This is a genomic window from Paraburkholderia xenovorans (assembly GCF_046030735.1).
Classification (GTDB): domain Bacteria; phylum Pseudomonadota; class Gammaproteobacteria; order Burkholderiales; family Burkholderiaceae; genus Paraburkholderia; species Paraburkholderia xenovorans_A.
On the sequence record NZ_JAQQBV010000026.1, the window covers coordinates 1 to 19672 of the forward strand.

The window sequence follows — 19672 nt, forward strand, 5'->3', positions numbered from 1 at the left end:
CAATGACGCTTCGCCCTTCAAACGGCGAAGCGCTTTGCCCGACGCTCGCGATCGGTCACGAAGGGACGGCGGCGCCGTCCCTTTTTTGTTGGACCGCAGGCAACGTTTGCGGCGCGCGGGCGTGAAGCAAAAAACAACCGGCAGTACACCAGGGCAGTACACCTGATTTATCACCATCTCCTATCGGCCAGACTGCAAGATGGTTCTCAAGAATCTGATCAAGGCAAGAAAAGGACACGAGCAGACGCTGTCGGATGACGCGCAGCTCGTCAGTTCGGGTTTGCTTCCCGGCTTCGAGGCGTTGCCGACGGTCTTGCTGGTGCTCGAGAAGCGCACGCTGCGCGTCGCGTTCGCGAACCCGTCGGCGGAGTCGATGCTCGAACTCTCGCGCCGGCAACTCACGCAGATGGCGTGGCCGGACATCTTCTCGAATGCGGACGAACTGGTCGCGACCATTTCCGCGATCGCCGCGCACCGTTTTCACGCGACGCATCTGGACGCCGTGCTTGAGCGTCCCGGCCATGAACCGCTGCATGTGCACGCGATCATCGGCTTTCTGGAAAGCGCGCAAGACTACGTGCTGCTGGAACTGTTCGAGAACGAGCGGCATTTGCGCAGCGACCGCGAGGAGCGCATCAACGACCTCACCGCGGTCAACAAACAACTGATCCGCAATCTCGCGCACGAGATCAAGAATCCGCTCGGCGGGATTCGCGGCGCGGCACAGTTGCTCGAATTCGAACTGGGCGAGCGCGAGCGCGATGAGTTGCGCGAGTACACCCAGGTCATCATCAAGGAATCGGACCGGCTGCAAACGCTGGTCGACCGGCTGCTCGAGCCGCATCGCCATCCGCATATCGTCGGCGACGTGAATATTCACGAAGTGTGCGAGCGCGTGCGTCAGGTGATTCTCGCGGAGTTTCCGCGCGGGCTGACGATCGAGCGCGATTACGACGTGAGCGTGCCGGATCTGCGCGGCGACAAGGAGCAACTGATCCAGGCGCTGCTGAACATCGTGCGCAATGCGGCCGAAGCGCTGCGTGAGCGCATTTCGCAAGGCGACGCGCGCATCGAATTGCGCACGCGCATTGCGCGCAAGATCACGGTATCGAAACGTTTATGTAAGCTGGCACTGGACTTGCATATCATCGACAACGGCCCGGGCATTCCGGAAGACATTCGTGACCGCATTTTCTATCCGCTGGTGTCGGGGCGCGAGGACGGTAGCGGTCTCGGTCTGACGCTCGCGCAGACCTTCGTGCAGCAACACGAAGGTCTGATCGAAGTGGAAAGCCGTCCGGGCCACACCGAGTTTCAGATTTTGCTGCCGCTCGACTGCTAACCCCGTACCTCAAGACTTCTGAACGACCTATATGAAGCCGATCTGGATAGTAGACGACGATCAATCGATTCGCTGGGTGCTCGAAAAAGCACTCGCCCGCGAAAACTTCGCGACTCGCAGCTTCGCGAACGTGCGCGAGGCTTCGGCGGCGCTCGATCACGAGAGCCCCCAAGTGCTGGTGTCCGACATCAGGATGCCCGGCGGCTCCGGCCTCGAATTGCTGCAAACCGTGCGCGACAAGGTGCCGGGTTTGCCCGTCATCATCATGACGGCGTTCTCGGACCTGGATAGCGCGGTCGCCGCATTCCAGGGCGGTGCGTTCGAATACCTCGCCAAACCGTTCGACGTCGATAAGGCGGTCGAACTGATCCGCCGCGCGGTGGACGAAAGCATGCGTGGCGAGCAGACCTGGGACGACCGGGTGGCCGAAGCACCGGAAATGCTCGGCCAGGCGCCTGCGATGCAGGACATGTTTCGCGCGATCGGCCGGCTGTCCCATTCGGCGGCCACCGTGCTCATTACCGGCGAATCAGGCACCGGGAAGGAACTGGTTGCGCGTGCGTTGCACCGACATAGCCCACGCGCGAACGGTCCTTTCATCGCGTTGAATACAGCGGCGATTCCGAAAGATCTATTGGAATCCGAACTATTCGGTCATGAGCGCGGCGCGTTCACCGGCGCGCAGGCGATGCGCCAGGGGCGTTTCGAACAGGCCGAGAACGGCACGCTGTTTCTCGACGAAATCGGCGATATGCCGTTCGATCTGCAAACGCGACTGTTGCGCGTGCTGTCGGACGGGCAGTTCTATCGCGTCGGCGGCCACAATCCGTTGCGCGCGAATGTGCGCGTGATCGCGGCGACGCACCAGAATCTGGAATCGCGTGTGCGTCAGGGCCTGTTCCGCGAGGACTTGTATCACCGACTCAACGTGATCCGCTTGCGTTTGCCGGCGTTGCGCGAGCGCAGTGAAGACATTCCGCTGCTCACGCGGCACTTTCTGCAAAAAAGCGCGCGCGATCTGGGCGTCGAGTCGAAGCGCGTATCGGAAGAGGCGCTCGCGTATCTCGCGTCGCTGCCTTTTCCGGGCAATGTGCGGCAGTTGGAGAACCTCGCGAACTGGCTGACGGTGATGGCGCCGGCGCAGACCATCGAGATCAAGGACTTGCCGCCCGACCTCGGTCCCGCGCAAGCCGGCGCTGCCGACCTGGCCGGCGGTGGCAGCGGTGTGATTGGCGCTGAAGCGGCGCTCGCCGGCAGTGCACCGGTGAATGGCGCCGGTGTCGCGACGCATTCGGCGGCGACCGGCGGTGCGGCGCTGGCGAGCACGGTCAGCGCGTGGGAAGGCGGCTTGCGCACCGAGGTCGCGCGGATGCTGCGCGAGAACGCGGCCGACGTGATGGACGAACTCGCCCGCCGTTTCGAAGCGGCGGTGATTCGCGAGGCGCTGGACTTCACTCGCGGGCGCAAGGTGGAAGCGGCGGAGCGTCTGGGCATCGGCCGCAATACGATCACGCGCAAAATTCAGGAACTCGATCTCGAGCCCTGACGTTGTTGGCGTAGGACGAGCCGGGGCGCCCGATCAAAAGTGGGCTGTCCTTGGCTGATTGGGTGCGGCAAGCGGCGCTTGCCCGCTCACAATCGTTCACAGGGCATAATCAACGCTGTTTTATTTCCACCGTTGACCATGCCTGCATCTTCCAGTTGGCCGCTTTCTCCCGATCCCTTTCTGTCGCTTGAAGTGCTCGACGACCCCGACGCGCTCGCGTGGGTCGAAGCGCAGAACGCGCGCACGCGCGCGGCATGGTGCGACAGCCCGGCGTTCGAGACGCTCAGGCAACGCCTCGCCGACGCTTATCTGCCGCGTGAACGCCCGGTCATCCCCGATCGATGGAAGGACTGGGCCTACGATCTGTGGCAGGACGAGCACAATCCACGCGGCATCTGGCGGCGCACCACCTGGGCTGCGTGGCGCAGCGGTGCGCCGGTCTGGCAGAACCTGCTCGACTTCGACGCGCTCGGCGCCGCGGAAGGCACGCCGTGGGTGGTCGCGGAACTCGACATCCTCTATCCGGACGGCGATCGCGCGCTCATCACGATGTCGCCAGGCGGCTCGGATGCGCTCGTGGTGCGCGAATTCGATCTCGTCACGCAGCGTTTCGTCGACGGCGGGTTCGCGATCGGGAAAGCGGGCAAGCACACGGCGTCGTGGATCGATCGGGACACGCTTTACGTCGGCTGGGACAACGGCCGCAAAACGCTGACGCGCTCCGGCTATCCGCGTGAAGTGCGGCGCTGGACCCGTGGCACGGCGCTCGCCGACGCGCCCGTGGTGTTCAAAGGCGAGTTCGGCGATATCGGCGTGGAAGCGCATTACGATCCGGTCGAGCGGCGTCACTCGGTGGTGAGCAGCGTCGACTTCTTCGACTCGCAGACGTACGGTCTCGACGTGGGCTCAGGTGCGTGGCGCCTGTGCGACGTGCCGCCGCACGTGGCGGTCGGCGGCTGGCACGGCTGGTTGCTGCTCGAGCCGCGTCTCGACTGGGATTGCGGCGGCGCGCGCTATCCAGGCGGCGCGTTGCTGGCGATTCGCGAGGACGCGTTCCTGCGCGGCGAGCGCGACGTGAAGCCGCTGTTCACGCCGACGCCGCTGACTTCCGCTTGCGAGTGGACGCACACGCGCAATCATCTGATCGTGTCGTACCTCGACGACGTGCAGAACAGAACGGTTCTATGGACGCCGGAGCAGGGTAGTGGTGACGCGTGGCAATGGCATCAGCGCGCTTTTCCCGTGCAAGCGGGCGTGCAGGCGGATGTCTCGCCGATCGAATCCACGCTGAACGACGAAGTGTTCGTCGACACCGACGAATATCTTCAGCCGCCGGCATACTGGCTGACCGATCTGGCGGCGGACGATCTGCGCAAGTGGGAGTTGCTCGACCGCTGGCCGACCCAGTTCGACGCGACACCGTTCGAAGTCATACGCGGCGACGCGGTATCCGCCGACGGCACGCGCGTGCCGTATACGGTGATCGGTCCGCGCGCCGCGCTGGAGTCGCCTTCGCAAGCGCGCCCCTGTCTGCTCCACGGCTATGGCGGTTTCGCGATTCCGCTGACGCCGAGCTATCTGACCGGCCCCGGTATCGGCTGGCTCGAACGCGGCGGCGTGTACGTGGTCGCGCATATTCGCGGCGGCGGCGAGTTCGGCACGTCATGGCACACGGCCGCGCAGCGCGAGCACCGGCAGCGCGCATTCGACGATTTCATCGCGGTCGCCGAAGCGTTGATCGCAAGCGGCATCACGACGGCCGCGCAGCTCGGCATCCAGGGCGGCAGCAATGGCGGTCTGCTGGTCGCGGCGTGCATGGTGCAGCGGCCCGAGTTGTTCGGCGCGGTAGTGTGCGAGGTGCCGCTGCTCGATATGAGCCGCTATCACCTGCTGCACGCGGGTGCGTCGTGGATCGACGAATACGGCGACCCCGACGACCCGGACGAAGCCCGCGCGCTGGCCGCTTATTCGCCGTATCACCACGTGTCGGCGGACGTACGCTATCCGCCGGTGCTGTTCACCACGTCGACCGCGGACGATCGCGTGCATCCCGGCCACGCGCGCAAGATGGCCGCGCGCATGCAGGCGCTGGGCGCCGGTGAAGTCTGGTATCGCGAGAACACGGAAGGCGGCCACGGCGGCTCCGATGAACTGGAGCAGGCCGAGCACGATGCAATGGTGTTCGAGTTCCTGTGGAGCCGCCTGAAGGTCTGAGCGGCTGACGTCTGAACGCCTTAGCGGAGCAGCGCGACCACCGGTGCGTGGTCCGACGGCTGCTCCCATTTGCGCGGCACCTTGTCGACGTCGCAGGACACGCACAATTCGGCCAGCGCCTTCGACAGCAGAATGTGGTCGATCCGCAGCCCCGCATTGCGGCGGAACGCCATCATCCGGTAGTCCCACCACGAGTAGATCTTTTCCGGTTGCTCGAACTGACGGAACGCGTCGAGCAGGCCGAGTCCGATCAACTGCACGAACGCGGCGCGCTCTTCGGGCGACACCAGGTTCTGGCCTTCCCACGCTTTCGGATCGTGCACGTCGCGGTCGTCCGGTGCGATGTTGTAGTCGCCGAGCAGCGCGAGTTTCGGATACAGCGCCATTTCGCTCGCAACCCAGTCGTGCAGCGCGGCGAGCCAGCGCAGCTTGTACTCGAACTTGTCGGTGCCCGGCGCCTGGCCGTTCGGGAAATACGCGGAGATGATACGCACGCCGTCGACGGTCACGGCAATCACACGTTGCTGCGGGTCTTCGAAACCGGGGATATTGCGCACCACCGTGCTTTCGTCGACGTTGATGCCGTCGCGCACCAGGATGCCGACGCCGTTATAGGTTTTCTGGCCGGCGAACCAGCTCCGGTAGCCTTTCGCTTCGAGCTCGGCGCGCGGGAATTTGTCGTCGGTCAGCTTCAGTTCCTGCAGGCACAGCACATCGGTCTGGCTGCTGTCGAGCCAGTCGATTACGTGCTGCTGGCGGACTTTGAGGGAGTTGACGTTCCAGGTGGCGATTTTCATGACGGTCTCACATTCTGCCCGGCAGTGCGTGGCGGGTATTCGGCGGGTAGCCGGTGTTGATGCGGCGGTTATTCAATAGTCCCGCATCTTATCGCGCGCGCCGGGCGGCCGTGAAAACCATACGCGCCAGCGCCGAAAATAAACCCTCGAGCGGTTCATCGCGCAGCGTATAGTGGGACCACACTCACGCGCATCGGGGAATCATCATGGCCGAACTTTATCCAGCCCTTTATAAGGACTTCGAAGTGCATCCGCTGGTCTTCTCGCGGGAGTTCGATAAGTTCGACGGCCACAAGCGCCATGCGGAAGGCTACGACGTCGCGGTGCGCGTCTGCCGGCCCGGTGCGATCAGCGGCTCGAACGCGAGCCGCGTGTTTCGTCTGGTGTTGCCGGCCACTTTCTCCGATTTCGGCGTGGCCAAACGCAGTGCGAGCCAGTACGGCGCGGACATCATCGACGGCAAGGTGGAAGGCGCAACCGTTCAGGATCTTTGAGCACTGCGTGAGCGCATCGCACGCTAAGGTCTGCGTCGTCTGAAATTATTTCGGCCGATTGTTTGACGTTTCGCGAACGTCTCTATACAATCCGTTTTCTCTGACGCGGGGTGGAGCAGTCTGGCAGCTCGTCGGGCTCATAACCCGAAGGTCATAGGTTCAAATCCTATCCCCGCAACCAAGCATTGTTGAAAGCCCGCTAGCGCAAGTTAGCGGGCTTTTTAACTTGTGCTTGTGCTTGTGCTCGTGTTTATCCAGAGATCGCCCACGCGCTTTTTTGCGCGCCACCCGCGACTTCCTTCACGCCGAATCGATCTCCCATTCCACCGCGGCCTGCGCGTGCAATGCGGTCGTGTCGAACACCGGCAATACCGAATCTTCCGGCTTGATCAGCAACGTGATTTCAGTGCAACCGAGAATCACCGCCTGCGCGTCACGCGCGGCCATTCCTTCGATGATTCGCTGATACACCGCGCGCGATTCCTCGTTCACGTTGCCGTGGCACAGTTCGTCGTAGATGATGCGATGCACGTCCGCGCGTTGTGCTTCGTCGGGAGTCAGCGTGTCGAGGCCGTAGCGCTCGCGTAAGCGTCCGGTGTAGAAAGTCTGCTCCATCGTATAGCGCGTGCCGAGCAGGCCCACACGCTCGATGCCTGCCGCGCGCAGTGCGCTGCCGGTCGGGTCGGCGATGTGCAGGAACGGTATGTCGATTGCCTGCTCGATGCTCTCGTACACGCGGTGCATCGTGTTGGTCGCGAGCAGTACCAGATCCGCGCCGCCGCGTTCGAGCTGACGCGCGGCCTCGGCCATCTGGAGGCCGAGCGCGGCCCAGTCGCCGGCGCGCTGGCACGCCTCGATCGAAGCGAAGTCGACCGTCAGCATCAGGCTGCGCGCGTTGTGATGGCCGCCAAGCCGCGCTTTCGCGTGGCGGTTCAGCAGACGGTAATACTCGGTGGACGATTCCCAGCTCATCCCGCCGATCACGCCGATGGTTTTCATGATGTTGCTTCTGAGAGTGAATCCGGAGGTCCAGTATAGGCGCGCGACCGGCGTCCACGCCGGTACGCATTGGCCGCCGCTCGCCGGTACGGCGCCTCGATAAAACGCGGCACGCTATTTCTGACGCCGATAGAATCGTCATCAATCAAAGAGCGCTCAACAGGGAGCCCCACATGGATCTGATCATCCGCCGCGCCACGCTGCCGCCGGGCGCCGCGCCACAGCATAAGCAGCCGGTCGACATCGGCATCGAAGCGGGCCGCATCGTCGCCGTCGAGCCGAATCTCGCCGCCGCCGCGCGTGACGAGATCGACGCGGCCGGCTCGCTCGTCACGCCGCCGTTCGTCGATCCGCATTTCCACATGGACGCGACGCTCTCGTACGGCTTGCCGCGCGTGAACGCGTCGGGCACGTTGCTGGAAGGCATCGCGCTATGGGGCGAGCTGAAGCCGGATCTGACCCAGCAGGCGCTGATCGAACGCGCGCTGCAATACTGCGACTGGGCGGTTGCGCGCGGCCTGCTCGCGATCCGCAGTCACGTCGACGTATGCGATCCACGTCTGCTCGCGGTCGAAGCGCTGCTCGAGGTGAAGCGCCGTGTCGCGCCGTATCTCGACTTGCAACTGGTCGCGTTTCCGCAGGACGGCGTGTTGCGCAGCGCAGGCGCATTCGACAACCTGAAGCGCGCGATCGCGATGGGCGTCGACGTGGTCGGCGGAATTCCGCATTTCGAGCGCACGATGGCCGACGGCGCGGAGTCCGTGCGCCTGTTATGCGAATACGCGGCGGAGCAGGGCTTGCGCGTCGATATGCATTGCGACGAATCGGACGACCCGATGTCGCGCCACATCGAAACGCTGGCGGCCGAAACGCACCGGCTCGGCTTGCAGGGGCGCGTGACCGGTTCGCATCTGACCTCGATGCATTCGATGGACAATTACTATGTCAGCAAGCTGCTGCCGTTGATGCGCGAGGCGGGTGTCGCCGCGATCGCGAATCCGCTGATCAACATCACGCTGCAAGGGCGCAGCGATACCTATCCGAAACGCCGCGGCATGACGCGCGTGCCGGAGATGATGGCGGCGGGCATCAATGTCGCGTTCGGCCACGATTGCGTGATGGACCCGTGGTACAGCCTCGGCTCGGGCGACATGCTCGAAGTCGCGCACATGGGTTTGCACGTCGCGCAGATGACGGGCGTCGACGGGATGCACGCGTGCTTCGACGCGGTCACGGTGAATGCCGCGCGGATTCTCGGTCTCGAAGGTTATGGCGTCGCACCGGGTTGCGCCGCGAATCTCGTGCTGCTCGACGCGCGCGATCCGATCGAAGCGATCCGTCTGCGGGCCGCGCGGCTCGCGGTGGTGAGCCGCGGCAAGGTGGTGAGCCGCGCGCCTGCCGCGCGGGCGGCGTTGTCGCTGGAAGGGCGGCCGTCGGAGGTGGACTTCAAACTGTATCGGGGGTGAGCGCGGTGTGTGGTTTATCGACGCTCGGCGCATAAGGAAAAGCCGGTGCCCGCTTACGCCAGTCACCGGCCGAAGTTCAACGCAATTTCAGCGCAAGTTCAGTACAGCTTCAACACACGATCCGTGCAACTTCAGTGCATGATCCGCGCGGCGCGCAGTCAGCGCAACGCACGATCAACGCACCTTCAATGCGCCGCGCCCGGCGCCATCCCGTTGTGACGCAGCAGCGCGTCGATATTCGGCTCGCGCCCGCGGAACGCCTTGAACGATTCCATCGCGGGACGGCTGCCGCCCACTTCCAGAATCTCCTTGCGATAACGCATGCCGGTCGCCGCGTCGAGCACGCTGCCGCTCGCGGACTGCGCCGCTTCTTCGAACGCGGCGTACGCATCGGCGGACAGCACTTCGGCCCACTTGTAGCTGTAGTAGCCGGCCGCATACCCGCCCGCGAAAATATGGCTGAACGTATTCGGCCAACGCGAGAACGCGGCTTGCGGCACCACGTGGAAGCGCTCGTTGATCTCGCTCGCGAGTTCGGTCGCGCTCTTCGTGCCGCTCGCGTCGAAGCCGGTATGCAATTGCATGTCGAACATCGAGAACACGATCTGACGCAGCGTGCCGAGACCGCTCTGGAAGTTCTTCGCGGCGAGCATCTTGTCGTACAGATCGCGCGGCAGCGGTTTGGCCGTTTCGACGTGCGAAGTCATATCGCTCAACACGTCCCACTCCCAGCAGAAGTTTTCCATGAATTGCGACGGCAGTTCGACCGCGTCCCACTCGACGCCGTTGATGCCCGACACGCCCAGCTCATCGACGCGCGTGAGCATGTGATGCAGGCCGTGGCCGAACTCGTGGAACAGCGTGATGACTTCGTCGTGCGTGAAGCAGGCCGGCTTGCCGCCGACCGGCGCGGAGAAGTTGCAGGTCAGATACGCGACCGGCGTCTGCACGCTGCCGTGCGTGTGCTTGTGACGGCCGCGCGCATCGTCCATCCACGCGCCGCCGCGTTTGCCTTCGCGTGCATACAGGTCGAGATAGAACTGCGCGACGAGGCCGCCGTCCTGATTCTCGACGCGGAAGAAGCGCACGTCCGGATGCCACACGGCCGCATCGTCGCGACGGATGCGCACGCCGAACAGCGTCTCCGTGACCTTGAAAAGGCCCTTGAAAACGGTGTCTTCCGGGAAATACTGTTTGACTTCGTTTTCCGAAAACGAATAGCGCTTCTGACGCAGACGTTCGGCCGCGAAGGTCATGTCCCACGGCTGCAGTTCGGTCATGCCGAGCTCGTTCGCGGCAAATTCGCGCAGTTCCTTCCAGTCCTGCTCGGCGTGCGGACGCGCGCGCGTGGCGAGGTCTTCGAGGAACGCCATCACCTGTGCGGGCGACTCCGCCATTTTCGGCGCCAGCGACACCTCGGCGAAGTTGTTGTATCCGAGCATCTGCGCTTCTTCCGCGCGCAGTTTCAACTGCTCGGCGAGTACGCCGGTGTTGTCCCATTCGGGCTTGCCGTTGCCGTACTGCGGACCGAGCTCGGATGCGCGCGTCACATACGCGCGGTACATCGTCTCGCGCATCGCGCGGTTTTCCGAGTACTGCATGACCGGGAAATACGACGGGAAGTGCAGCGTGAATTTGTAGCCGGTTTTGCCTTCGCGTTCGGCCGCTTCCTTCGCGGCTTCGATCACGTCTTCCGGCAGACCCGCGAGTTGCGCTTCGTCGCCGGCTGCGACGAAGTATGCATAGGCGTTGGTCGCGTCGAGCACATGATCCGAAAAGGCCTTGGACAGATTCGCCTGTTGTTCCTGCAATTCGGCGAAGCGGGGCTTCTTGTCTTCCGGCAGTTCCGCGCCCGACAGGCGGAAGTCGCGCAATGCATTGCCGAGGATTTTCTTGCGCTCGCCGGTCAGCGACGCGAAATCGCTGCTGGCGTGCAGCGCCTTGTACTTTTCATATAGCGCGAGATTCTGACCGACGCTCGACCAGAACTCGGTGACGCGCGGCAGATTGTCGCCATACGCCGCGCGCAGTTCCGGCGTGTCGGCCACCGCGTTCAGATGGCCGACGACGCTCCACGCGCGCGACAGCGGTTCGGTTGCGCGCTCGACCGGTTCGACCACGTCGGCCCACGAAGCGGGCGTGATCGGCTGGGCGGCGCGCTCGACAGCGGCGGCCGCATCGGCGAGCAGCACGTCGAGGGCGGGGGTCACGTGTTCGGGGCGGATCTCGCCAAAGCGCGGCAGGTCGGAGAAATCGAGGAGCGGATTGTCGTGAGTCGAGGGGGTAGTGGACATAAGGCTTCCTGTCTGACGCGGGTGAACGGGGAGTCGGTGCATCGACGGGCGCGCGCCGCGGCGCCCGGATAACAGTCGATATAGACATTATTGGGGCAGCGCGCGCCGATTCCAATCCGTCAGCGGACAAATTATCAGATGTGGCGGGCGCATGCGGGTAGGGCGGCCGTCCGGCAGGGAGTTCGCGGGCACCGCGCGACGCAGCGCCGCCGTTTTGTGCGTAAGCGAACGGTGAGAATTGCTGCCCTGCCGCATTGTGGAGCGTCGCCATCCACCGGCGAAGCTTTTTGTAAGAGGTGTCGATGATTCCGCTTTCGCATGCTCTATCGCGCAAGGGCAACAACTTCGACCTCGTGCGGCTCATTGCCGCCGTTGCCGTCGTGTATGGCCACTCGTATCTGCTGCAGGCGCCCGACGGCACAACCGACTGGGTCCAGAACGCACTCGGCTTCGACGGCTTCGGCGCGCTCGGCGTGTACGCGTTCTTTCTGCTGAGCGGGATTCTGGTGACCGCCAGTTTCGACCGGCAGCGCTCCGTGCCGCGTTTTGCCGCGTTGCGCATTGCGCGCCTTTGGCCGGCGGTCGCGGGCGCGTCGCTGGTCACGGTGTTCATCCTCGGGCCGCTGTTCACGACGCTGCCGCTGCGCGACTACTTCGCATCGGGGATGACGTGGGCCAACCTCGACAATTTCTCGACCATCGTGCTGAAAACCGGTTGGACTTTGCCGGGCGTGTTCGAGCACAACCGTTTCGGCATCGACGTGTGCGCGCCGCTGTGGACATTGCCGCTCGAAGTGCGCTGCTACCTGATCGTGCTGATCACCGGCATGCTGGGGCTGCTGTCGAGCCCGCGCGGCATCCTGGTCGCGGTCGCGCTGGGTGTCGCCGCGTTCGTGCTGCACGTCCACGTGCCGCATTGGCAGATCGGTTTGCGCGATTTCAGCGAAATGCCCGGCGGCTATTCGTTCTGGCCGGAGCCGTTTTTTATCCTCGGGATGCTGCTGTATGGCTGGCGCGAACACGTCGACATCAACGGATTGACGGCGCTCGCACTGGCGATGGTGTTTCTGGTGTTTCGCGACACGGCCGGCGCGCAGCCGCTGTTCTATCTCGCGTTCGTGTACAGCGTGTTGTGGATCGCGACGACGCCGCTGTTGCACCGTTTCGTGCCGCGTCACGATTACTCGTACGGGATCTATCTGTACGGTTTCATGGTGCAGCAGTGCGTCGCGAGTCTCGCGCCGCAGCGGAGCCATGTGACGGCCACGCTGGTCGCCGCGCCGTTCATCCTGCTGTGCGCGGCACTGTCGTGGCATGTCGTGGAGCGGCCGGTGCTGGCACTGTGCCGCCGGCGTCTCGCGCGTCCGCAGACGCCGCTTGCTACGGGTATCGCGACCGGCGATCCGACGGCGCGCTGAGCGGTAGCTTGCGTCGTAGCGACGAGTCGTAGCGTTGGAGGAGACTACCAAAGCAAAACCGGCGCCCTCGGGCGCCGGTTTCGATTTCAGAAGGCTTCTGTTACGCGTTCGCCGCTTCGCGCTCGGCGGCTTCGATCGTGTTGACCAGCAGCATCGTGATGGTCATCGGACCGACGCCGCCCGGCACCGGCGTGATGTAGCCGGCCACTTCCTTGACGCCCGCGAAATCGACGTCGCCGCACAGCTTGCCGGCGTCGTCGCGATTCATGCCGACGTCGATCACCGCCGCACCCGGTTTCACCATGTCGGCGGTGAGGATGTTGCGCAGACCGGTGGCGGCAACCACGACATCGGCATGACGCGTGTGCGCGGCCAGATCGCGGGTCTTGCTGTGGCAGATCGTGACAGTGGCGCCGGCTTCGAGCAGCAGCAACGCCATCGGCTTGCCGACGATGTTCGAGCGGCCGATCACTACCGCGTTCGCGCCTTGCAGCGGAATCTCGTAGGCCGCGAGCATTTTCATCACGCCGTACGGCGTGCACGGGCGAAACAGCGGCTGGCCTGTCATCAAGGCGCCGGCATTGGCGACGTGAAAACCGTCGACGTCCTTTTCCGGCGCGATCGCCTCGATCACCTTGTGGCTGTCGATATGCGGCGGCAACGGCAGTTGCACCAGAATCCCGTGGATGCGCGGGTCGCGGTTCAGTTCGTCGATGCGCGCGAGCAGGTCGGCTTCCGGCAGATCGGCCGGATAGCGGTCGAACGACGAGCCGAGACCGTTGTCATGGCAGGCCTTCACCTTGTTGCGCACATACACTTCGCTCGCCGGATTGTCGCCGACCAGCACGACCGCGAGTCCCGGCTGATGCCCACGGGCGGTGAGGGCGGCGGCGCGCGTGGCGACATCGGCGCGCAGGGTCTTGGAGAGGGCTAAGCCGTCGATCAGTTTGGCAGTCATGGTCGGTCGAGAGGGGCGGTTTGGAAAGCGGGGCAGCGCGCGCAAGCAAGGCGCAACACGCGATGGCGTTTCTCGGCGGAAACGGGTCGGTCCGTGAAAAGCGCCCGGCGCGGATCGGAGATAGGCGCCGCTGCGAAGTCCGACATTATACCGGGCCGGGATGACTCGCCCGCTGCGGATTCCGGGCCGCGAGGATGCGCGGCCCGCCGCCGCGCTTTCCCGCTACGGCTGCGTCGCCTGCCAGGAATCGTCCGGATCGAACGCCCTGATCGCGGCCGCGGTGCGCGCCGTTTGCGGCCCCAGATTCTTCTGATACACCTGCCCGTCCTGATTGACGATGAAGCTCATCACGCCGGTCTTCCCATATTCGGCGGGCGACGCGATCAGACCGAAGCCTTTACCCAGCACGCCGTTTTCGACGTAGTTCTGCGCGCCGCCCTTCGCGTGCGAACCCTGCGCGCTCAGGATCCGGTAGTGATAGCCGTGATAAGCCTCTTTCGGCAACGTGCCGTTCGGCATGGTCGCGGCGAGCGGGCCGAGCGGACTTTCGGCTTCGCCGGGCGCCGTGGCCCAGTAGAGGCCGTCGTGCTGACCCGGCGTGCTGACGAAACGCTGCGCGTAATGCCGGGTCAGGTTGCGGTAGTCGTTCTGCGCGTCCACGTAGGCCAGCGAAGTCAGAATGGCCGCGCGTTCGTTGCGGCCGATACGGCGCGTGAGCATTTCGTCCTGCGCGGCGGGCATGTCGAAACGCCAGCCATGCGCCGCCTGCACGAGCGGAATCGGCAAGGTCCAACCGTTGTCGCCGACACTCAGATGCGCGGTGGCGCGGCCTTTGCCCTGCACCGGGTCCTCGACGATCCGATGGCCCTTCGACCACGCGCCGAGAAACTCGTAGATGTCGTCCTGGCCGATGCCTTCGGTCGGAACGAAGCGGTGGAAATCGTTGCCGAGCACATGCTTGAGCGCGCTTTCGTCGTTGCGGGCAAGCGCGTCGACGAAAGCATTGGCGGCATCGTCCGCGCTCGGATACACCGCTTGCGCGTGTGCCGGGCTCGTGCCGAGCAACAGCACCGGCGCGACGAGCATCGTGCCGATGGCGCCGAGTGCAACGGCGCCGGTCAGAAAATGGGCGCGCAACGCGCCGCGTTGGAATAAGCGAATCATCAGGGGCTCCTCTCGATCGATCAACGGTTGCGGCCGAAGTGGCGTTCGCCGCCACCGCCGCCACCCAGCCTGGCGCCACCGCCACCGCCACCACCACCGCCACCGCCACCGCCGCCGCCGCCGCGTTGAATCCCGCCGCCATTGGCGCCGAGGCCGCCGGCGCGCGGCTGTCCGCCGTTCGCGCCGGGCCGGTTCGACAGCGCGGCGCGGCTCGTCTGGCCGCGCTGCAAGTCTTGCCGCGCGCCGTTGCCGTCGCCGGCGCCGCGCAACGCGTTGTCGCGATTGACGTTCTGCGCGCGGTTCTGCAAATCGGCGTTGGGCGTGCCGCCCTGATGAATGCCCTGCACGCGCTGGCTCGCGTTGCCGCTCAGATTCTGGCCCGTGCGGTTCTGCAAGGTCTGCTGTGCCTGAGCGCGAGCGGCGTCGTCGCGGCCGCGGTACGCATCGCGTTGTGCGCCGCCAGGGTTGTTGTTGACGTTGCGGTTGAAATTCGCGTTGTTGACGTTGCGATTGACGTTCGCGTTGCGGTTCCAGTTCGTCGTGTTGCTGTTGACGTCGAGCCGGTTGTTCACATTGATGTTGTTGTAACGGTTCACGTTGATGTTGACGTCATGCGTGTTCCAGTTGAAACCGCCCCACAGCGAGTTTGCCACCGCGACGCCCGCGCCGAACGCGAGGCCGGACACGAAGCCGCTCGCGATCGCATAACCGGGCGGCGGTGGCACGTACACCGGCGGATAGGCCGGATAGGGCCACGTGCCGTAGACGACCGTTGGGTTGTAAGTCGGCACATACACGACTTGCGGGTTGGCCGGCACGATCTGAATCGTGCTTTGTTCGACCACCACCTTCTGCTGCGAACTCGTCTTCAGATTGCCCGCGGCCTGCGCCTGTTTGCGCAGCCGCTGCACGGAGTCCATCACGTCGTTCGGCTGCGCGAGAAACGCATTGCCGAGTTGCCCGACCCAGTCGGGTTTCGACGCCATTGTCGCGAGCACTTGCGGAAACGCGACCAGCGATTGCACGCTGGGATCCCACGGCTCGGAAGCGACGGCCTTCACCGCGTCGTCGCCTTGCAGCTTCGAGTTGGCTTTGGACCACGCGGCCGCCGCGGCGACATCTTGCGGGAACGTCGCGGCCATCAGCACCTGCGCGAGCAGCGCATCGGGATACAGCGCGATCGGCGCGGTCAGCGAGTCGAGTTGCTGGTTCGATACTTTGGCGGGGCTTTGCGCGAACGCCGCGCCGGGCGCGGCGAGTCCGACAAGCAGCGGTGCGCCCGCGAGTGCGGCGCAAACAAGCAACACGCGCGATCGGTGTGCTCCGGATCGTTTCACGATAAATCCTCCCGGTTGCAATAGACGTGCGAAACCGATGCGCGGTGCATGCCGCATAGCTTCGGCGTGGAAAATCGAGAAGGGCGGCGCATCGCTGCGCCGTTCGCATTGAGTCGGGAGGCGATCCCGGACGATGCCGCGCATGACAAGCGCAGCACATCTGTCCTGCGAGCGTCGCGCATCGGCGATTCCTGTTAAGGAGTTCTGTGTAAATTAAGTGCCACAGCGGTGCTTGTCAATCTTGTCGGAGGAAACAGGTTGTTGCCGGCAGTAAGCGGGTGCTGATTTAGGCGTGCTGACGGACGAGCAGCGCAGTTTCTATGCGATACGCTTATATTGCAGCGCGGGAAAGAGAGAAGAGGGGCGGAGCAGACAGAGAGGCACAGCAAGGGAGGAACAGCACGACCGGACATAGTTCGATGTCCGGCCGTTTTCATGCTTCATGCGAAAAACGCCTGGCGGGGAATCTCGCCTGTGTACTTATTGCGCCTGTTGCGGCTTGTTCGACAGCGCCAGTCGCAGCAGATCGGCGACCGTATTGACGTTGAGCTTTTCCATGATGTTCGCGCGGTGCGCTTCGACCGTCTTGATGCTGATGCCGAGGTCGTCGGCGATCTGCTTGTTCAGGCGGCCGGCGATGATCCGTTCGAGCACCTGATGCTCGCGCGCGGTCAGCTTGCCCAGACGTTCCGCGGCGGCGCGCTGCTGCTGCACGCTGGTGCTTTCGCTGCGCGCCTTGTCGAGCATGCGCTCCACCAGCCGGCGCAATTCGGCTTCGTCGAACGGCTTTTCGATGAAGTCCATCGCGCCTTTTTTCATCGTCGACACCGCCATCGGCACGTCGCCGTGGCCCGTCACGAAGATGATCGGCAGCGAAGCGTTATCGGCGATCAGGCGTTCCTGCAACTCGAGCCCGCTCATGCCGGACATCCGCACATCGAGAATCAGGCAGGCGATCTGGCCCGGATGCGTGTGCGGCTGCCACGCGTCGATGAACTGCTCGGCGCTGGAGAAGCATTGCACGCGATAGCCGTTCGCCTCCAGCAGCCAGCGCAGCGAATCTCGCACGGCCTCGTCGTCGTCGACAACAAATACCGTTTCCTGTGTGGTGACTGGGCTGTTCATATCTCTCCCGTAACGGTTTGTGGTTTCGGCGCCTCTGACCCGCCGTTGCTCGGGCCGTCAGGCTCTCCAATAGGCAGACTGCAATGGAACGTGGCGCCCGTGATGTGGCCGTCAGATTCGACGTTGTTCACCACCCACAGACGACCGCGGTGCGATTCGATAATCGAACGGCAAATGTTCAGCCCCATGCCCATACCGTCGGACTTGGTGCTGTAAAACGGTTCGAACAGCCGCTCGGCGGTTGTTTCGTCGACGCCCGGCCCCTGGTCGACGACGCTGATGCAGACAAACCCGCTCTCCAGCCGCACGACCACGCGGATCACCGGATCGACCGCATTCGGACGCGCTTCGGCCATTGCTTCGGCGGCGTTCTTCAGCAGGTTGACCAGCACCTGCTCGATCAGCACCGGATCGACGTAAATCACCGGCAGCCGCGAACGCAGATCCGTGACGATGCGAATGCGCCGCTTGCGCGCCTCGAGTTCGGCGAGACCTACCGCATCTGCGACGATATCGGCGACGCGCGTGGCCTGCCGCTTCGGCTCGCTGCGCTTCACGAACTCGCGGATGCGCTTGATGATCATGCCGGCCCGCACGGCCTGTTGCGCGGTCTTTTCCAGCACCGGCAACAGATTGTCAGGTGTCGTCCGTCCGGATTTAACCAGCGCGACAGTTCCGGAGCAATAGTTATTGATCGCGGCGAGCGGCTGGTTGAGTTCGTGCGCGAGCGACGAGGCCATTTCGCCCATCGTCATCAGACGGCTGGTGAACTGCAGCTTCTCGTCCTGCTGGCGCGACAGCTCCTGCGCCTGCTTGCGGGTGGTGATGTCGGTGGCGATCTGCATCTGCGCAAGGTGGCCGTCCACCCACTGAATGTACTGGCGGCGCACTTCGAACCATTTCTGGATGCTTTGCACGTAGATTTCCTGCGCATCGGCGGTGCTTTCGGTCAACGCGGCGGCGGGCAGACCCGCATAGGTATCCACCATATCGATCGAATCCGACGACGCCTGTGCGCTATCGAACCCGCCGCCCGCCAATTCCAGATGACCGTCCGGGCGAATCCCGAACAGGTGGCGGTAATAGCGGTTCGCGAACAGCAGTTCGGCTTCGTCGGCGGCGAGCACGGAGACCGCGGCGTCGAGACTTTCCAGCACGGTGGTGAAGCGCTCGTGCGCGGCGGCGAGCTCTTCGCGCGCGCGTTTGGGCTCGGTGATGTCGGTCATCGACGACATCCAGCCGGTCTGGCGGCCCGAGCTGTCGATCAGCGGCGACACGTAGAGGCGCGCGTGGAACAGCGAACCGTCCTTGCGACGCACCCGTAATTCGAAGCCTGAAGAGGGTGCTTTGCCGCGCAGCGTCATGTCGAGCTGGCGCTGCATCTCCGGATAGGAATCGCGCGGCCAGTACGCGAACGGCGCATGCTTGCCGACCAGATCGCTTTCGTCCCAGCCGGTCATCCGGCAGAAGGCGGGATTCACGTGCGTGATGCGGCCGTGCATGTCGAGCACGCGCATGCCGATCAGCACCGAGTTTTCCATCGCGCGGCGAAAGAACGCTTCGGCGTACAGCGCCTGCTGCGCTTCGAACCGTTGCCGCGTGTGTTTCCACAAGCTCCACAGGCTCCACAACACGAAGCACGACAGGCCGGCCACCAGCCACACGAGCGTGTTGTTGGTGAAGTTGGTCATCTGCGGGAACGCGTAGACGCGCACCGAGACGCCCTGGCCCGGCGGGTCGAGCGGCAGGTCGTAGAACATGTCGCGCGGCAGGCGCGGGCGGGTCGACGTGGTGGTCAACTCGCGGTTGTTCACGTCGATGATCGAGATTTTGTATTTCGCCGACAGTTCCGGCGGAATGTCGTGCTTCAGGATGCCTTCCACCGAGAACACCGCCGCGATCGTGCCGAGGAAGTCGCGGTCGCGGTAGACCGGTGTTTGCAGCGTGATGTAGCCGTTGCCGACGTCGTCGTAGATCAGCGGCGAGTAGACCTGGCGGCGCGTGTTGCGCGCCTCGGTGAACGCGGCTTTGACCGCTTCGTCCATCTGCGCGTCGTTCGGTTTCGCGAGACGCTGGCCGAACACGGGTAGCGCGGTATTGGGCCAGCGCGGCTGCTGCGCGCTGGTGTACCAGTTCATGTAGAGGATCTCGGGATGCCCCTGCATGATGTCCGTAGTGGACACCTGGAACGAATGCGGATCGGAGTGGCCTGCGACCAGATCGCGCGCGAGCGCCTGGATCTGTTCCTGCGCGCCGGTCATCGACAGGCGGATCTGTTGCTGTGCCCACGCGACGTTACGGTAAAGCGTGTCTTCCTGCTGTTGCTGCTCGCGCCGGTTCAGGCTCCACAGAATCAGGCTCATCACGACCAGAAAAACCAGGATCGACAGGAGCGGCGTGAGCAAATAGGAGTTCGACCACCACGGTCCGTGGTGCCAGCGGGAGGACGGCGTCGAATCCGCCGAAGACCCGGCGGTGCGCGCCGAGCGTGCGAAAAGCCGTTCGGTCAACATGCGTG

Annotated in this window: 14 protein-coding genes and 1 tRNA gene; 7 read left to right on the plus strand and 8 right to left on the minus strand. The window is 64.2% G+C overall.

Features of this window, described 5'->3' with window-relative positions; translation table 11 throughout:
• The first annotated feature begins 199 nt into the window (after positions 1–199).
• From glnL to PQQ51_RS23565, 3 genes are all read left to right on the plus strand, one after another.
• Entirely contained in the window at positions 200–1342 is a 1143-nt protein-coding gene (gene glnL / locus PQQ51_RS23555) for a nitrogen regulation protein NR(II) (protein WP_408499267.1), read from the plus strand.
• A gap of 31 nt (positions 1343–1373) precedes the next feature.
• On the plus strand, positions 1374–2888 hold the full coding sequence (gene ntrC, locus PQQ51_RS23560; protein ID WP_408499268.1) for a nitrogen regulation protein NR(I): 1515 nt from the start codon (positions 1374–1376) through the stop codon (positions 2886–2888).
• A 138-nt stretch (positions 2889–3026) separates the two neighbouring features.
• On the plus strand, positions 3027–5102 hold the full coding sequence (locus tag PQQ51_RS23565) for a prolyl oligopeptidase family serine peptidase (protein ID WP_408499269.1): 2076 nt from the start codon (positions 3027–3029) through the stop codon (positions 5100–5102).
• A gap of 20 nt (positions 5103–5122) precedes the next feature.
• On the opposite strand, the gene xth is transcribed toward PQQ51_RS23565, so the two are convergent.
• Positions 5123–5899, minus strand: a complete 777-nt coding sequence (gene xth / locus PQQ51_RS23570; RefSeq protein ID WP_408499270.1) for an exodeoxyribonuclease III — start codon at positions 5897–5899, stop codon at positions 5123–5125.
• Positions 5900–6105: 206 nt separating this feature from the next.
• On the opposite strand from xth, the gene PQQ51_RS23575 reads away from it, so the two are divergent.
• Positions 6106–6393 carry a hypothetical protein gene (locus PQQ51_RS23575; protein ID WP_408499272.1) on the plus strand — a complete coding sequence of 96 codons (288 nt, stop codon included), beginning with the start codon at positions 6106–6108 and terminating at the stop codon, positions 6391–6393.
• 104 nt (positions 6394–6497) lie between these two features.
• A tRNA-Met gene (locus PQQ51_RS23580) sits at positions 6498–6574 on the plus strand.
• Between the two features lie 119 nt (positions 6575–6693).
• Here PQQ51_RS23580 and PQQ51_RS23585 read toward each other — a convergent pair.
• Positions 6694–7392, minus strand: coding sequence for an aspartate/glutamate racemase family protein (locus PQQ51_RS23585; RefSeq protein WP_408499273.1), 699 nt, complete (start codon positions 7390–7392; stop codon positions 6694–6696).
• A gap of 173 nt (positions 7393–7565) precedes the next feature.
• Between PQQ51_RS23585 and PQQ51_RS23590 the strand changes: the two genes are divergently transcribed.
• A complete protein-coding gene (locus PQQ51_RS23590; RefSeq protein WP_408499275.1) occupies positions 7566–8858 on the plus strand; it encodes an amidohydrolase family protein in 1293 nt (430 codons plus the stop codon).
• A gap of 185 nt (positions 8859–9043) precedes the next feature.
• On the opposite strand, the gene PQQ51_RS23595 is transcribed toward PQQ51_RS23590, so the two are convergent.
• Complete coding sequence (locus tag PQQ51_RS23595; RefSeq protein ID WP_408499276.1) at positions 9044–11152, minus strand: M3 family metallopeptidase; 2109 nt, start codon at positions 11150–11152, stop codon at positions 9044–9046.
• 302 nt (positions 11153–11454) lie between these two features.
• Between PQQ51_RS23595 and PQQ51_RS23600 the strand changes: the two genes are divergently transcribed.
• A complete protein-coding gene (locus PQQ51_RS23600) occupies positions 11455–12570 on the plus strand; it encodes an acyltransferase family protein (RefSeq protein ID WP_408499277.1) in 1116 nt (371 codons plus the stop codon).
• 100 nt (positions 12571–12670) lie between these two features.
• Here PQQ51_RS23600 and folD read toward each other — a convergent pair whose 3' ends face one another.
• The 5 genes from folD to fixL form a co-directional block, all read right to left on the minus strand.
• The gene (folD, locus tag PQQ51_RS23605) at positions 12671–13528 is read right to left on the minus strand and encodes a bifunctional methylenetetrahydrofolate dehydrogenase/methenyltetrahydrofolate cyclohydrolase FolD (RefSeq protein ID WP_408499278.1); all 858 of its coding nucleotides are present in this window, start codon (positions 13526–13528) and stop codon (positions 12671–12673) included.
• Positions 13529–13750: 222 nt separating this feature from the next.
• Positions 13751–14692: a DUF2950 domain-containing protein gene (locus PQQ51_RS23610; RefSeq protein ID WP_408499279.1), complete on the minus strand. Its 942-nt coding sequence runs from the start codon at positions 14690–14692 to the stop codon at positions 13751–13753.
• A gap of 20 nt (positions 14693–14712) precedes the next feature.
• Positions 14713–16029 (minus strand): DUF3300 domain-containing protein, encoded by a 1317-nt coding sequence (locus PQQ51_RS23615; RefSeq protein WP_408499280.1) that lies wholly within the window; start codon positions 16027–16029, stop codon positions 14713–14715.
• Positions 16030–16509: 480 nt separating this feature from the next.
• Positions 16510–17154: an oxygen response regulator transcription factor FixJ gene (gene fixJ, locus PQQ51_RS23620; RefSeq protein WP_408499281.1), complete on the minus strand. Its 645-nt coding sequence runs from the start codon at positions 17152–17154 to the stop codon at positions 16510–16512.
• Positions 17151–19667, minus strand: coding sequence for an oxygen sensor histidine kinase FixL (fixL, locus tag PQQ51_RS23625; RefSeq protein WP_408499357.1), 2517 nt, complete (start codon positions 19665–19667; stop codon positions 17151–17153). Before fixL ends, fixJ begins: the two co-directional genes overlap by 4 nt.
• Positions 19668–19672 lie beyond the last annotated feature (5 nt).

Coding starts and splice junctions, on each gene's coding strand:
- glnL (WP_408499267.1), top strand. CDS start 200: ATGGTTCTCAAGAATCTGATCAAGGCAAGAAAAGGACACGAGCAGACG.
- ntrC (WP_408499268.1), top strand. CDS start 1,374: ATGAAGCCGATCTGGATAGTAGACGACGATCAATCGATTCGCTGGGTG.
- PQQ51_RS23565 (WP_408499269.1), top strand. CDS start 3,027: ATGCCTGCATCTTCCAGTTGGCCGCTTTCTCCCGATCCCTTTCTGTCG.
- xth (WP_408499270.1), bottom strand. CDS start 5,899: ATGAAAATCGCCACCTGGAACGTCAACTCCCTCAAAGTCCGCCAGCAG.
- PQQ51_RS23575 (WP_408499272.1), top strand. CDS start 6,106: ATGGCCGAACTTTATCCAGCCCTTTATAAGGACTTCGAAGTGCATCCG.
- PQQ51_RS23585 (WP_408499273.1), bottom strand. CDS start 7,392: ATGAAAACCATCGGCGTGATCGGCGGGATGAGCTGGGAATCGTCCACC.
- PQQ51_RS23590 (WP_408499275.1), top strand. CDS start 7,566: ATGGATCTGATCATCCGCCGCGCCACGCTGCCGCCGGGCGCCGCGCCA.
- PQQ51_RS23595 (WP_408499276.1), bottom strand. CDS start 11,152: ATGTCCACTACCCCCTCGACTCACGACAATCCGCTCCTCGATTTCTCC.
- PQQ51_RS23600 (WP_408499277.1), top strand. CDS start 11,455: ATGATTCCGCTTTCGCATGCTCTATCGCGCAAGGGCAACAACTTCGAC.
- folD (WP_408499278.1), bottom strand. CDS start 13,528: ATGACTGCCAAACTGATCGACGGCTTAGCCCTCTCCAAGACCCTGCGC.
- PQQ51_RS23610 (WP_408499279.1), bottom strand. CDS start 14,692: ATGATTCGCTTATTCCAACGCGGCGCGTTGCGCGCCCATTTTCTGACC.
- fixJ (WP_408499281.1), bottom strand. CDS start 17,154: ATGAACAGCCCAGTCACCACACAGGAAACGGTATTTGTTGTCGACGAC.
- fixL (WP_408499357.1), bottom strand. CDS start 19,667: ATGTTGACCGAACGGCTTTTCGCACGCTCGGCGCGCACCGCCGGGTCT.